This is a genomic window from Oscillibacter sp. KLE 1728 (genome assembly GCF_934833455.1).
In the GTDB taxonomy this organism is placed as follows: Bacteria; Bacillota; Clostridia; order Oscillospirales; family Oscillospiraceae; genus Oscillibacter; species Oscillibacter welbionis.
On sequence record NZ_CAKVVF010000051.1, the window covers coordinates 1 to 14,558 of the forward strand.

Sequence of the window (14,558 nt, forward strand, 5' to 3'; positions counted from 1 at the left end):
CAAGACCTCCCAAGCGTTTGCGGAGGAGCTGCTGGAGAACGCAGGAGTGGTGACGGTGCCCGGCTCCGCCTTCGGTGACATGGGCGAGGGCTATCTGCGGCTGGTATTCGCCAACTCCGACGAAAACCTGAAGGAGGCGGTGCGCAGGATCGCCGACTATGTGGCCCGGGCCTATCCCGGTATAAAGTAAGCTCCCTGGAGTGCCGTCCGCTGCCCCGGAGCGGGCAGCGGACGGTGTTGAGGCAATGAGAACAGACCAAGTGAGATCGAAAGGAAAACAGGAGACATGGCTAAGAAAAAACTAGTAGTAATGGATGGCAACACCGCCGCGGCGTACGCGTCCTACGCGTTCACAGAGGTGGCGGCCATCTTCCCCATCACGCCCTCTTCCGTGATGGCGGAGAAGGTGGACGAGTGGTCCGCCAAGGGGAGGACCAACATCTTCGGAAAACCCGTGGAGGTCATTGAGATGCAGTCCGAGGCGGGGGCCGCAGGCACCTGCCACGGATCCCTGCAGGCGGGCGCGCTGACCACCACCTACACGGCCTCTCAGGGCCTGCTGCTGATGATCCCGCCTATGTACAAGATCGGCGGCGAGTTCCTGCCCGGCGTGTTCCACATCTCCTGCCGGACTGTCAGTGCCCACGCCCTGTCCATCTTCGGCGACCACTCCGACGTGATGACCTGCCGAATGACCGGCTTCGGCATGCTGATGTCCTCCTCCCCCCAGGAGGCCATGGACCTGGGCGCGGTGGCCCACCTGTCCGCCATCGGCGGCCGGTATGCCTTCATGCACTGCTTCGACGGCTTCCGCACCTCCCACGAGATGCAGCGGATCGAGGCGCTGGACTATGACGACCTGGCCAAGCTGGTGGACTATGACCAGCTGGCGGCGTTCCGCAAGAACGGCCTGAACCCGGAGCACCCCTCCACCCGGGGCACGACGGTGAATCCGGACGTGTTCTTCCAGTGCAAGGAGGGCGCCAACGAGAAGATCGCCACGATCCCCGGCGTGGTCCAGCACTACATGGATGAGATCAACAAGCTCACCGGCCGGGATTACAAGCTGTTCAACTACTACGGCGCGCCCGATGCGGAGGAAGTCATCGTCATCATGTGCTCCGGTGCGGAGACGGTGAAGGACACGGTGGACTATCTGAACAGGAAGGGCCGCAAGGTGGGCATGGTGCAGGTGCACCTGTACCGCCCCTTCTCCATCCGGCATTTTGTGGATGCGATCCCCGCCACCTGCAAGAAGATCGCCGTGCTGGACCGGACGAAGGAGTCCGGCTCCGTGGGTGAGCCGCTGTATCTGGATGTGCAGAGCGCCCTGCAGCAGGCGGGGCGGAAGGACATCGTGGTGGTGGGCGGTCGGTACGGCCTGGCCTCCAAGGACACCACGCCCGGCCAGATCGTGGCGGTGTACGACAACCTGGCCAAGGAGGAGCCCAAGAACAGCTTCACCATCGGCATCGAGGACGACGTGACCTTCACCTCCTTGCCTTATGAGGAGATCGCCCTGGACTATCCAGGACAGGTATCCTGCAAGATCTGGGGCCTGGGCGGCGACGGCACGGTGGGCGCCAACAAGAACGCCATCACCACCATCGGCCTGGCGGCAGACAAGTACGCCCAGGCGTATTTCTCCTACGATTCCATGAAGTCCGGCGGTCTGACCCAGAGCCACCTGCGGTTCGGCGACCAGCCCATTCACGCCACGTATCTGGTATCCGCGGCGGACTTCGTGGGCGTCCACGCGCCCACCTATGTGGACAAATATGACACCACCGCGGACCTCAAGGACGGCGGCACATACCTGCTGAACTGCCCCTGGAGCGCGGAGGAGCTGGAGGAGCGGCTGCCCGCCAAGATGAAGCGGGACCTGGCCAACAAGCACGCCAACTTCTACATCATGGACGCCACGAAGCTGGCTCGGGACCTGGGCCTGGGCAACCGGATCAACACGATTCTCCAGGCGGCCTTCTTCCAGCTGACCAAGGTGATCCCCATCGACCTGGCGGTGGAGGAGATGAAGCAGGGCAACTACAACTCCTACTTCAAAAAGGGCGGCCAGGAGATCGTGGACCTGAACAACCGGGCCGTGGACGTGGGTCTGACCGGCATGACGAAGGTGGAGGTCCCCGCCGCCTGGGCGGACGCCAAGGACGGCGCGCCGGAGGAGCTGAAGGGCACGGACTTCGTCAAGGAGATCGTGGTGCCCATGGACCGCCAGCACGGCGACAAGCTGCCGGTGTCCCTGTTTAAGAGGCACAACTGCCTGGACGGCACCTGGGAGAACGGCACCACCGCATACTCCAAGCGGGGCGTGGCCGTCACGGTGCCCCAGTGGAATCCCGACGCGTGCATCCAGTGCAACCGCTGTGCCATGGCGTGTCCCCACGCGGCCATCCGGCCCGTGCTGCTGACGGAGGAGGAGAAGGCCGGTGCGCCGGAATCCTTCGTCACCGTGCCCGCTAAGGGCCTGGGCAAGGACGCCCCTGCCTATTCCTTCCGGATGCAGGTCTCTCCCTACGACTGCCTGGGCTGCGGCGTGTGCCTGACCGCCTGCCCGGCCAAGGGGGCGCTGGAGATGGTGCCCTTCGAGACCCAGAGGGAGCAGCAGCCCAACTTCGACAACTACGCGATGAACGAGAAGCTGCTCAAGAAGGACATTATCAGCGACAAGAGCGTGAAGACGGCCCAGTTCGCCAAGCCCTACTTCCAGTTCTCCGCCGCCTGCGCGGGCTGCGCGGAGACCACCTACATCAAGCTGGTGACCCAGCTGTTCGGCAGCCGCATGTACGTGGCCAACGCCTCCGGCTGCTCCTCCGCCTACGGCGGTGCCATGCCCATGACGCCCTACTCCTGCGACAGCCGGGGCTTTGGACCCTGCTGGGAGCAGTCCCTGTTCGAGGACAACGCGGAGTTCGCCTACGGCTTCCTGCGGGCCCACGGGTCCATCCATGGGGAGGTGGAGCTGCGGCTGAAAGCCCTGAAGGAAAAGGGTGTGGCCGTATCTGAGATCGGGGAGTATCTTGCCAAGTGGCAGGACCCGGCCGTGACCCGGGAGGTGTCCGACGCGCTGATCGCCGCCCTGGAGAAGGCGGAGCCCACGGAGGAGGGCGCCTTTGTCCTGCAGAACAAGGAGTATCTGACCAAGAAGAGCGTGTGGGCCTTCGGCGGCGACGGCTGGGCTTACGACATCGGCTTCGGCGGCATTGACCACGTGCTGGCCCAGAACCGGGACATCAACATGCTGGTGATGGATACGGAGGTGTACTCCAACACCGGCGGACAGTCCTCCAAGGCGACGCCCACTGCGGCAGTGGCCAAGTTCGCCGCCGGCGGCAAGGAGGTCAAGAAAAAGGACCTGGGCGCCATCGCCATGAGCTACGGCTACATCTACGTGGCCCAGGTGGCCATGGGCTACGACCAAGCCCAGACCCTGAAGGCCATCCGGGAGGCAGAGTCCTATCCCGGTCCGGCCATCGTCATCGCTTACTGCCCCTGCCTGGAGCACGGTATCAAGGCGGGCATGAGCTGCACGCAGGAGGAGATGAAGAAGGCGGTGGAGTGCGGCTACTGGCACCTGTACCGGTATGATCCCCGCCGGATCGCGGAGGGGAAGAACCCCTTCCAGCTGGATTCTCCCGAGCCCGACAGCGGCAAGATGATGGACTATCTGAAGGGCGAGAACCGCTATGCCTCCCTGCAGATCAACTTCCCGGACCGGGCCCAGCGCCTGTACGAGAAGACCGTCCAGGACGCCAAGGACCGCTACGCCAAGTATCGCAAAATGGCTGAGGACTGAGCATTCCCCACGCTTACCTCTCTGAACCAAACAGGAAAAAGCGCCGTGCGCATGTGCGCACGGCGCTTTTTCCTGCTCAAGGGCCGCCCGCCGCGGGAGGAGAGACGCACAACAGGCGGCAGGTACAGAAGCACAAAAAGGCCCGGCGGAGAAGCCGGGCCTTTTTGGCCGCCTCCGGCAGGGTGGGGAAAGACCGGGACGGCGAAAAGGAGGTACGCGGATCCGCGGGAAAGCGGGGCTGCTCCCAATGTAGGAGAGGAGGAGCGGCCCCGCAGCGGGATCAATTACAGCGTATCCAAAACCGTCTTGAAATCGTCGATGATATCCTCGGGATCCTCCAGACCCACACTGATGCGGACCAAGCCCTCGGAGATGCCGGCGGCTGCCAGCTCTTCGGCAGAATAGGTGGAGTGGGTCATGGTGGCGGGATGCTCCACCAGAGTTTCCGCATCGCCCAGAGACACGGCGATGGTGCACAGCTGCAGCTTGTTCAGCGCGGCGGCAACAGCGGCGCGGTCGGCCTTCAGCTCGATGGAGATCATGCCGCCGGGCAGCTTCATCTGCTTGGCCGCGATCTCGTGACCGGGGAAGGTGTCCAGGCCGGGATAATAGACCTTGGCCACCGCGGGATGGCTGGTGAAGAACGCCGCCACCTTCTGGGCGTTGGCGCAGTGGCGCTCCATGCGGATGTCCAGGGTCTTCAGGCCCCGGGCCATCAAGAACGCATCAAAGGGACTCAGGACGGCGCCGGTCATATCCTTCAGGCCGAACATCCGGCACTGGGAGATGAAGTCCGCCTTGCCCACCACGATGCCTGCGATCACGTCGCCGTGGCCGTTGAGGTACTTGGTGGCGCTGTGAACCACCACGTCCGCGCCCAGCTCCAGAGGACGCTGCAGGTACGGTGTGCAGAAGGTGTTGTCCACGATCACCCGGATGTCGGGGTTGAAGGCATGGGCCGTCTTGGCGATCAGCTCGATGTCCAGCAGCTTCAGCGTGGGGTTGCAGGGGGTCTCGAAGTACACCACCCGGGTCTTGTCGGTGAGGTTCTTCTTCAGGTTCTCAATGTCGGACAGGTCCGTCAGGGTGACCTTCACGCCGAACTTGGTCATGCCATGGTTCAGCAGCGCGTATGTACAGCCGTACAGCGTCTCATCCGCCACGATCTCGTCCCCGGCCACCACAGAGGTCCACAGGGCGGAGGAGATGGCGCCCATGCCGGAGGCCGCGGCCATGGCGGCCTCGCCGCCCTCCAGGGAGGCCAGCTTCTCCTCAACAGCGCCCAGAGTGGGGTTGCCCAGACGGGTGTAGATATATCCGCCCTCCTCGCCGGCGAACCGGGCGCCGCCCTGCTGGACGGTGGAGAATGCGAAGGTGGAGGTCTGATAGATGGGGGCGCACAAGGAGCCCGCCGCGTTTTCCATGTGGCCGGCGTGGATCTGACGCGTGGCAAAACCGAACTTTTTCTCCGTGTTCATACAGTCGATCTTCCTTTCTTCACCGGCCCCTCCGGAGACGCTCCGCAGGGGCAAAATTGACTGGTATTCAAATTTTCGCTATCAGAGAGACTCTGACGCGGCTGCGGGGATAGAGAGAAGAGAGGGGGAAAATCTGTGCATCCATCGAAAAACGCAGGTGATATTAAACAGAAAATTTCTCAAATAACTGATATCTTTTGTTTGGTTCTACTTATAGAATAGCACAAAGGGCGCAAAGCTGTTAATATGCGTTTTGCGGGATGCGTTGACAGTTTTTTTGATAACGATTTGACAACCAGCTCAAAATGCCTATAATAGAAAAGTGAGATCGAAAGGGGAAGAGGAGGCTTTCTATGACGTTTCAGCAGCTTGAGTACATCGTGGAGATCTCCAAATGCGGCTCCATCAACAAGGCGGCCCAGAAGCTGTTCCTGTCCCAGTCGGGGATTTCCACGGCGGTGCGGGAGCTTGAGAACGAACTGGGCATTCGGGTGCTGGCCCGCAGCAACCGGGGCGTGGAGTTCACGCCGGAGGGCAAGGAGTTTCTCAGCTACGCCGTCTCCCTGCTGGAGCAGAAGCGCGGGATCGAGAGCCTGTATGGTGAGGCACGCAACGCCGCGGCTCCGGTGCGCTTTTCCGTTTCCTGCCAGCGGTATCCCTTTGCAGTGGATGCATTTTTGAGGCTGCTCCGAATCGCCGGTGAAAACCGCTTTCGATTTGGCCTCCGGGAGACAGGGATGGACGGTGTGATTGACGACGTCTATGACCACCGGGCGGACGTGGGCGTCATCTGCCTGACGGATCTGACGGAGAAGATTATCTGCCGGCTGCTGGACGCCCGGGAGCTGGAATTCCACGAACTGGCCGCCGTCTGCCCCTGTATCTATGTTCGCGGGGGGCATCCGCTGGCTGGCCGCTCCAGCGTAACGGAGGAGGAACTGGACGGATATCCGTATGTGGCGTTTGAGCACGACCAAGGCGTGGCGTCGGACTTTTTCGAGGAGTACCCCATGGTCTCTCTGAAAAAGCCGGCAAAGTGCATCAGCGTGAACAACCGGGCCACGGCGATGTACGTGCTGGCGTCCACCGATGCGTTCACCTCCGGCAGCGGCCTGCTGTCGGAGGGGCTGGCGGACGGAAGCGTAGTCACGATCCCGCTGCTGGGGAAGACCTCGGTCCACCTGGGCTGGATCCACATCCGCAGCAGCCGGCCCTCTCCGCTGACGGAGCAGTTCGTCCGCCTGCTGGAGGAGGCGCTGGCGGATTCCATCGCCTTCACCAGGCGGCTTCAGGAGGGGACCTGACAGAGGAGAAAAAGACCGGGCGCCTCAGGGCGCCCGGTCTTTTTTTAGCAAGAGACACGCAGGTCAGATGGGCGTCTGCGCGGACTCCTGCCGCTCCAGCTCCAGAGAAGCCTTCTTGGCAGCCACGCCGGACTCCGCCACATCGTACTCCCAGTTCCAGGGGTCCTTGCGGCAGATGCCGTCGGCGAAGGGAATGAAAATGGAGAGGATGCCCACGGCGGCCAGAATCCAGCAGTACCACATATAGGGCAGGATGTCTATGGGGTTCATGGTCACGCCGTATATCGTGGTGAGGCTGGCGGCAGTCAGCAGCTGGGCGCCCCAGGGGATCATGCCCTGAAGCACGCAGGAGAACACGTCCAGCAGAGAGGCGGTGCGGCGGGGATCCACTTTGTGGATACGGCTCATGTTTTTGGCCATGGGGCCGCTGACAATGATGGCCACCGTATTGTTGGCAGTGGCACAGTCTGCCAGGGACACCAGAGCCGCGACACCCACCTGGGCGGACTTGTTGCCCTTCATCATGCGGCCCAGCTTTTCGATCAGCCAAGTGATGCCGCCGTTGTGGGCGATCATCTCAGACATGCCGCCGCAGAACAGGGACAGGAAGAAGACCTCGTTCATGCCGGTGAAACCGTTCCAGATGCTTTGGGCAAAGAGGGGGATATCCAGATCGCCAAGGGCCAGGCCGAAGATGCCGGCGGCGAAGATGCCGATGGTCAGCACTAGGAACACATTCATGCCGATCAGCTCCAGTACCAGCACGGCGAGGTAGGGAATGACCTTGATGACGTTGAAAGACAGATTTCCCATCTCCGTCACGGTCTCAGGCCGGCCTACGACCAGCAGCACGATGATGGTGATGATAGCCGCCGGCAGGGCAATGAGGAAGTTCACCCGGAACTTGTCCCGGAGCTGGCAGCCCTGGGTGCGGGTGGCGGCAATGGTGGTGTCGGAGATCATAGAGAGGTTGTCGCCGAACATGGCGCCGCCCACGCAGGCGCCCAGAAACAGGGGAAGGCTCAACCCGCCCTTTTCCGCCACGCCCACAGCGATAGGAACAATGGCGCTGATGGTGCCCATGGAGGTGCCGGTGGCGGTGCCCATGAACGCGGAGATCACGAACACGCCGGCGGCCAGGAAGTGCACGGGAATGACGCTGAGACCCAGATTCACGGTGGCGTCCACGCCGCCCATGGCACTGGCCACGGTGGAGAAGGCGCCGGCCAGGATGTAGATCATCAGCATGGTCAGGACGTTCTCGTTGGCGGCGCCCTTGGCGAAGACTGTGAATTTCTGATCGATGGTGCCCTTGCCCTGGCAGAAGGCCAGCAGCAGGGCGATGAACATGGCTGTGACAGAGGGGAACTGGTAGAAGGCCATCTCTACACCCTGTGCCTGGAAGTACAGGCCAGCACCTAGATAGATGACAATAAATAGCAGGAACGGGAGCAACGCGGAACCTTTGCCTTTTTTCTCCAGAGTTTCCATATACGTACCTCCTTATGTGCTCTTTCCTCTTTTCATACACCTCTGTTCGTCTGAATGCACAGTTTTTAAGATATAAGCGCCTTCTTCTCTGTACAATATTATAGCATCTGCGGAGGAGAAACTGCTAGAACGGATCTTATGCAACCGGCTATCACATTTACAGATAACAAAGGACATGGACGCAGAGACCGCTGTGCAGCAGGCGCCGCCGGTGTTTTACCTGTAAAAGGTTGGAAAATAAGGGGATTTGGAGAGAACTGTTGCTTTTACCCGGGGGAGCCGGTATAATCGAACATGAAACAGCAGGGTGTCTGGACACGGACAGCCCGGAAAACAGGAGGCAGCCATGACCATCAAAAGCGATATCGAGATCGCCCAGGAGGCGAAGCCCCTTCCCATCACGGATATTGCGGACGCCTGCGGGATGGATGGGGCGTATATAGAGCAATACGGCAGATACAAAGCCAAGATCGACAACCGCTTTCTGAAGGAGACAAATCGGCCGGACGGTAAGCTGGTTCTGGTGACCGCTATCACCCCCACCCCTGCCGGGGAAGGCAAGACCACCACTACGGTAGGGCTGGCGGACGGGCTGCGGCGGATCGGCAGAAATGCCGTGGTGGCCCTGCGGGAGCCCTCCCTGGGGCCGGTGTTCGGCATCAAGGGCGGCGCCGCCGGCGGCGGCTATGCCCAGGTGGTGCCTATGGAGGACATCAATCTCCACTTCACCGGGGACTTTCACGCCATCGGCGCGGCCAACAACCTGCTGGCGGCGATGTTGGACAACCACATCCAGCAGGGTAACGCCCTGGGGATCGACGTCAAGCGGATTACGTGGCGGCGGTGTGTGGATATGAACGACCGGCAGCTGCGCAGCATCGTGGATGGCCTGGGGGGCCGGATGCAGGGTGTGCCCCGGGAGGACGGATTTGATATCACCGTGGCCAGCGAGGTCATGGCCGTGCTGTGTCTGGCATCGGACATCCCGGATCTGAAAGCCCGTCTGGGGCGGATCGTGGTGGGCTACACCTATGATGACGCCCCGGTGACCGCTGCCGACCTGAAGGCGGCCGGCGCCATGGCGGCCCTGCTGAAGGACGCTCTGAAGCCCAATCTGGTTCAGACGCTGGAGCATACTCCGGCCCTGATCCACGGCGGACCCTTTGCCAACATCGCCCACGGCTGCAACTCCGTCACCGCCACCCGGATGGCTCTGAAGCTGGGGGACTATGCCATCACGGAAGCGGGCTTCGGCGCGGATCTGGGGGCGGAGAAGTTTCTGGACATCAAGTGCCGCATGGCGGGGCTGAAGCCCGACGCGGTGGTGGTCGTGGCCACGGTCCGGGCATTGAAGCACCACGGCGGCGCAGCCAGAGCGGAGCTGGGCAGAGAGGATCTAGCGGCCCTGGAGCGGGGACTGCCCAACCTGCTCCAGCATGTGGACAATATCAAAAACGTATTTGGCCTGCCCTGCGTGGTGGCCATCAATGCGTTCCCCACGGACACGGCGGCGGAGCTGAAGCTGGTAGAGGAGAAATGCCGGGAGCTGGGGGTGAGCGTGGCCCTCAGCGAGGTGTGGGCCAAGGGCGGCGCCGGCGGAACTGCTTTGGCGGAGGAGGTAGTCCGGCTGTGTGAGCAGCCGTCCGACTTCCGGTACAGCTATGCGCTGGGGGGGTCCATCGAAGAGAAGCTGGAGACTATCTGCCGGCGGATTTACCATGCGGACGGCGTGGTACTGACGCCTGCCGCCCAGAAGCAGGCCCGGCGGCTGACAGAGCTGGGGTTCGGGGAACTGCCCATCTGCATGGCCAAGACCCAGTACAGCTTTTCCGACGACCCCTCCCTGCTGGGAGCGCCCCGGGGCTTCACTGTGACGGTCCGGAACCTGAAAGTGTCCGCTGGGGCAGGCTTTCTGGTGGCCCTGACGGGAGATATCATGACCATGCCGGGATTGCCGAAAGTACCGGCTGCGGAGCGGATCGATGTGGATGAGAACGGCCGGATCAGCGGGCTGTTCTGAGGCATGGTCATACCGCCGCGGGAGCGGCGTCCAAGCGTTTTGCCGGAGGCAAAACCTTGAGCTGGACGGGCTGGGCCTGTCCAACTGGATTAAATGCGGAGTCCCCGCGGGACCTGTCCCGTGAGGGGCCATACCGGGACTGCCGAAAGTACCGGCCGCGGAGCGGATCAATGGGGACGAGAACGGCCGGATCAGCGGGCTGTTCTGAACGCTGTGGGACGGGAAACAAAACCGGCGGCCCGGCATCTGCCGGACCGCCGGTCCCACCACAAAGGAAATGTATGGAACAAAGCGGCCGCCCGGAAGGGCGGCCGCTTTGTGTGTTTTGAAGAGGGGGAGAATCACAGTCCCTGGGCGATCATGGCCGTGGAGATCTTCTTGAAAGCGGCGATGTCATTACCGGCAATCAGGTCGTATCCCAGACCGTACTCCTCCGCCGCCGCGGCGGAGGCATCGTAGATGCCGCCCATGATCTGCTTCAGGCGGCTGTCCACCTCCTGGCGGGTCCAGCTGTACCGCAGGCTGTTCTGGACCATCTCCAGGGCGGAAACCACCACGCCGCCGGATCCGGAGGCCTTGGAGCCTGCGGTGAGGATCTTGGGACTCAGCCGCAGGAGGCGCAGGGCCTCGGCGGTGGCGGGCATATTGGCCGCCTCCACATAGTAGCGGACGTTGTTGGCCACAATCATCACGGCATCCTCCACGTCCAGCTCATTCTGGGTGGCGCAGGGGATCACGATGTCCACCGGCACTTCCCAGGGCCTTTTGCCGGGGAAGAACTCCACGCCGAAGCGGTCGGCGTAAGGCTCCACCTTGTCGGCGCCGCCGGCGCGCATGGACAGCATGAAATCGAACTTCTCCTGGGTGCAGACGCCGTCGGGATCGTAGACATAGCCGTCCGGCCCGGAGAGGGTGACCACCTTGCCGCCCAGCTCCGCGCTCTTGCGGCACACGCCCCAGGACATGTTGCCGAAGCCGGAGACGGCCAGGCGCTTGCCCTCCAGGGTCTCGCCCTGGTGTTCCAGCATCCGGGCCAAGAAGTAAACAGTGCCGAAGCCGGCGGCCTCCTGGCGGATGACGCTGCCGCCGTAGGTCAGGCCCTTGCCGGTAAGAGCGCTGCTCTCCGCCTTTCCGGTGAGCCGCTTGTACTGGCCATAGAGATAGCCGATCTCCCGGGAGCCCACACCGATGTCGCCGGCGGGGATGTCGGTGTCTGCGCCGATCAGACGGTACAGAGCTGTCATGAAGCTCTGGCAGAAGCGCATGATCTCCCGGCTGCTCTTGCCCCGGGGATCAAAATCCGCGCCGCCGGCGGCGCCGCCGATAGGCAGCCCCGTCAGGGCGTTTTTGTAGGTCTGCTCAAAGCCCAGGAACTTCACGATAGAGGGGTTGACGGAGGGATGGAACCGCAACCCACCCTTGTAGGGGCCGATGGCGCTGTTGAACTGCACCCGGTAGCCGTGGTTGGTGTGGGCCATGCCCTGATCGTCCATCCAGGGCACAGTGAAGGTCAGCATTCGGTCCGGCTCCACCATTCGGGTCAGCAGGTCCACCCGCTCATAGATGGGATTGTCCTCCAGGGCCGGGGCAATCATCTCCAGCCAGGTGAGAACGGCCTGGAGATACTCCGGCTGGCCGGCGTACCGCTGCTGGAGGTCGGCGGACACGCGGGAAACATAGTCGCTCATGCTGATGCCCTCCTTAGACCAAACCGTAGGCCAGCATGGCGTCAGCCACTTTCAGGAAGCCGGCGATGTTGGCGCCGGCCACCAGGTCGCCGGGCTTGCCGTACTGGGCGGCGGCGCCCGCGGCGTTGTGATAAAGGTTGGTCATAATGTCCTTCAGATGGCTGTCCACCTCCTCGAAGGACCAGGACATGCGCATGGAATTCTGGCTCATCTCCAGGGCGGAGGTGGCCACGCCGCCGGCGTTGGCGGCCTTGGCGGGGGCAAAGAGGAGACCGGCAGCCTGCAGGGCTTCCACCGCGTCGGGAGTGCAGGGCATGTTGGCACCCTCGGCCACGGCGAAGCAGCCGTTCTGGATCAGGGCTTTGGCAGCGGACAGATCCAGCTCGTTCTGGGTGGCGCAAGGCAGGGCGATGTCACAGGGCACCTGCCACACGCCGGAGCAGCCCTCGTGGTACTCCGCTTCCGGGCGGACGGTCACATACTCCCGGATGCGCTTGCGCTCCACCTCCTTCAGCTGCTTCACCAGCGCCAGGTCGATGCCGTTGGGGTCGTGGACAAAGCCGTTGGAGTCGGACATGGTGACCACCTTGGCGCCCAGGGCCGTGGCCTTTTCGCAGGCGTAGATGGCCACATTGCCGGAGCCGGAGATGGCTACCTTGGCGCCCTCAAAGCTGCGGCCCGCGTCCTTGAGCATATTGTCGGCAAAGTAGCACAGACCATAGCCGGTGGCCTCGGTTCGGGCCAGAGAGCCGCCGTAGCTGAGGCCCTTGCCGGTGAGGACGCCGGTGAACTCGTTGCGCAGCCGCTTGTACTGGCCGAAGAGATAGCCGATCTCCCGGGCACCCACGCCGATATCGCCGGCGGGCACGTCGGTGTCCGGCCCGATATACTTGAAGAGCTCGGTCATGAAGCTCTGGCAGAAGCGCATGACCTCCGCGTCGGACTTGCCCTTGGGGTCGAAGTCGCTGCCGCCCTTGCCGCCGCCGATGGGCAGGCCGGTCAGGCTGTTCTTGAAGATCTGCTCAAAGCCCAGAAACTTGATGATGCCCTCGTACACGGAGGGGTGGAACCGTAAGCCGCCTTTGTAGGGGCCGATGGCGCTGTTGAACTGCACCCGGAAGCCCCGGTTCACGTGGATGTTGCCCTGGTCATCCTCCCAGGGCACCCGGAACTTGATGATCCGCTCCGGCTCTACCAGGCAGTCCATGACGCCCTCTTTGATATACTCCGGCTTCGCCTCCACCACCGGGACCAGGGAGGTCAGAACCTCCTGGACCGCCTGGTGAAATTCCGGCTCTGCCGGATTCCGCCGGACCACGCGCTCCATCAGGCCGCTTAGATACTCGTTCTGAATGCTCATGGTGAATCCCTCCAAAAACCAGACTTGGCGGATGACCGCGCCGCGGCCTCCGTCCGTGTTTGTATCGACCACATTGTAATACTGGGCGCGTCTTTGCGTCAACGACTTTTGTCCGCGCAAGAACATGTTCGGCGGATTTCTCAAGTTTTAAACGCCTGTTATGAGACTTTCTGGCACTTCTCCTTTGAAATCAAAAATATTTAGAAAATATTTCCATTTAATAAAAAGAGGAACCCTAAGCGCAGAGCTTTGGGCTGGTCTGGCCGGTCCCTGTACAGGCTTGGCGGAAAATCGTGGGGAAAATACATAAGGTTTCGCGTTTGAAAAGGGATGGAATTGGTCAAACCAATAAAACTTTGCGGGAGCGGGGAAGTTGAGCGCAAGTTTCTCTTGACAGGGGGCGGAACAGTGTGTTACCGTCTTTGCATACCCAAAATATGATGAAGGGAACAAGTAGCCCGCTTCGCTCCGCTTTCAGAGAATTGCCGGTTGGTGCAAGGCAACAAGCGTCGGATCTGGTGAAATCATCCTGGAGTAGCCTGCTGAAAGAGAACTCTCTGATAGGCAGTGCCGGGCGCACCCGTTACCGTGCAGGGCCTGTTGGGGCCTGCTGAGATGGCGGCGGAAGGATCTTCCACCGTTAACAAGAGTGGTACCGCGAAGGTGTTTCAAAAGCCTTTGCCTCTTGCTTGCAAGAGGCAAAGGCTTTTTTCTTTCACTTCGGCCGTTCTGTTCAGGGCCCATCGGCAAAACCATTCCCACCCACATCGTCAAGAAACAGAAAAGGAGAACACGAACATGGCAATCAAAAAGTATTACGACACTGACTGCAACCTGGGCCTGCTGGACGGCAAGACCGTGGCCGTGATCGGCTTCGGCTCTCAGGGCCATGCCCATTCTGAGAACCTGGCCGAGAGCGGTGTCAACGTGGTGGTGGGCCTGCGGAAGGGCTCCTCCCACTGGGCCAAGGCGGAGGAGTTCGCCGCCACCTGTCCCAATTTCCGCGTGATGGAAGTGGAGGAGGCCGCCAAGGCCGGCGACATCGTGATGATGCTGGTGCCTGACGAGCTGTGCGCCGACATCTACAACAAGCAGATCGCCCCGTACATGACCGAGGGCAAGACCCTGGCCTTCGCCCACGGATTCAATATCCACTTCAAGACCATCGTGCCCCCCGCCAACGTGGACGTGATCATGGTGGCTCCCAAGGGCCCCGGCCACACGGTCCGCAGCCAGTACCTGGAGGGCAAGGGCGTGCCCAGCCTGATCTGCGTGGAGCAGAACTTCACCGGCAAGGCCAAAGAAGTGGCTCTGGCCTATGCCTCCGGCATCGGCGCCGGCCGCGCCGGCATCCTGGAGACCACCTTCAAGGAGGAGACCGAGACCGACCTGTTCGGCGAGCAGGC

General features: G+C 62.0%; 9 protein-coding genes. 5 read left to right on the forward strand and 4 right to left on the reverse strand.

Going from position 1 to position 14,558, the window contains the following annotated elements; all coding sequences use genetic code 11:
• Positions 1 to 190 (forward strand): aminotransferase class I/II-fold pyridoxal phosphate-dependent enzyme (locus QVE23_RS07210; RefSeq protein WP_287967846.1); only part of this gene is annotated, 190 nt, incomplete at its 5' end.
• Positions 191 to 286: 96 nt separating this feature from the next.
• Complete coding sequence (gene nifJ, locus QVE23_RS07215; RefSeq protein ID WP_287826576.1) at positions 287 to 3,811, forward strand: pyruvate:ferredoxin (flavodoxin) oxidoreductase; 3,525 nt, start codon at positions 287 to 289, stop codon at positions 3,809 to 3,811.
• A gap of 284 nt (positions 3,812 to 4,095) precedes the next feature.
• Here the strand turns inward: nifJ and megL are convergent, their stop codons facing one another.
• Entirely contained in the window at positions 4,096 to 5,289 is a 1,194-nt protein-coding gene (megL, locus tag QVE23_RS07220; protein ID WP_021750393.1) for a methionine gamma-lyase, read from the reverse strand.
• Positions 5,290 to 5,642: 353 nt separating this feature from the next.
• On the opposite strand from megL, the gene QVE23_RS07225 reads away from it, so the two are divergent.
• Positions 5,643 to 6,593, forward strand: a complete 951-nt coding sequence (locus QVE23_RS07225; RefSeq protein ID WP_021750391.1) for a LysR family transcriptional regulator — start codon at positions 5,643 to 5,645, stop codon at positions 6,591 to 6,593.
• Positions 6,594 to 6,656: 63 nt separating this feature from the next.
• Here QVE23_RS07225 and QVE23_RS07230 read toward each other — a convergent pair whose 3' ends face one another.
• Positions 6,657 to 8,084, reverse strand: coding sequence for a Na+/H+ antiporter NhaC family protein (locus QVE23_RS07230; protein ID WP_287967847.1), 1,428 nt, complete (start codon positions 8,082 to 8,084; stop codon positions 6,657 to 6,659).
• 346 nt (positions 8,085 to 8,430) lie between these two features.
• On the opposite strand from QVE23_RS07230, the gene QVE23_RS07235 reads away from it, so the two are divergent.
• A complete protein-coding gene (locus QVE23_RS07235) occupies positions 8,431 to 10,104 on the forward strand; it encodes a formate--tetrahydrofolate ligase (protein ID WP_174233005.1) in 1,674 nt (557 codons plus the stop codon).
• 341 nt (positions 10,105 to 10,445) lie between these two features.
• On the opposite strand, the gene gdhA (QVE23_RS07240) is transcribed toward QVE23_RS07235, so the two are convergent.
• Positions 10,446 to 11,792 carry an NADP-specific glutamate dehydrogenase gene (gene gdhA / locus QVE23_RS07240; RefSeq protein WP_021748968.1) on the reverse strand — a complete coding sequence of 449 codons (1,347 nt, stop codon included), beginning with the start codon at positions 11,790 to 11,792 and terminating at the stop codon, positions 10,446 to 10,448.
• Between the two features lie 13 nt (positions 11,793 to 11,805).
• Entirely contained in the window at positions 11,806 to 13,152 is a 1,347-nt protein-coding gene (gene gdhA, locus QVE23_RS07245; RefSeq protein ID WP_036630105.1) for an NADP-specific glutamate dehydrogenase, read from the reverse strand.
• Positions 13,153 to 13,950: 798 nt separating this feature from the next.
• Here gdhA (QVE23_RS07245) and ilvC point away from each other — a divergent pair.
• The coding region (ilvC, locus tag QVE23_RS07250) for a ketol-acid reductoisomerase (RefSeq protein WP_287967848.1) at positions 13,951 to 14,558 on the forward strand (608 nt) is incomplete at its 3' end.

Bases quoted from the DNA above. Each gene is read 5' to 3' on its own strand.
- nifJ (WP_287826576.1), top strand. From the start codon at position 287: ATGGCTAAGAAAAAACTAGTAGTAATGGATGGCAACACCGCCGCGGCG.
- megL (WP_021750393.1), bottom strand. From the start codon at position 5,289: ATGAACACGGAGAAAAAGTTCGGTTTTGCCACGCGTCAGATCCACGCC.
- QVE23_RS07225 (WP_021750391.1), top strand. From the start codon at position 5,643: ATGACGTTTCAGCAGCTTGAGTACATCGTGGAGATCTCCAAATGCGGC.
- QVE23_RS07230 (WP_287967847.1), bottom strand. From the start codon at position 8,084: ATGGAAACTCTGGAGAAAAAAGGCAAAGGTTCCGCGTTGCTCCCGTTC.
- QVE23_RS07235 (WP_174233005.1), top strand. From the start codon at position 8,431: ATGACCATCAAAAGCGATATCGAGATCGCCCAGGAGGCGAAGCCCCTT.
- gdhA (WP_021748968.1), bottom strand. From the start codon at position 11,792: ATGAGCGACTATGTTTCCCGCGTGTCCGCCGACCTCCAGCAGCGGTAC.
- gdhA (WP_036630105.1), bottom strand. From the start codon at position 13,152: ATGAGCATTCAGAACGAGTATCTAAGCGGCCTGATGGAGCGCGTGGTC.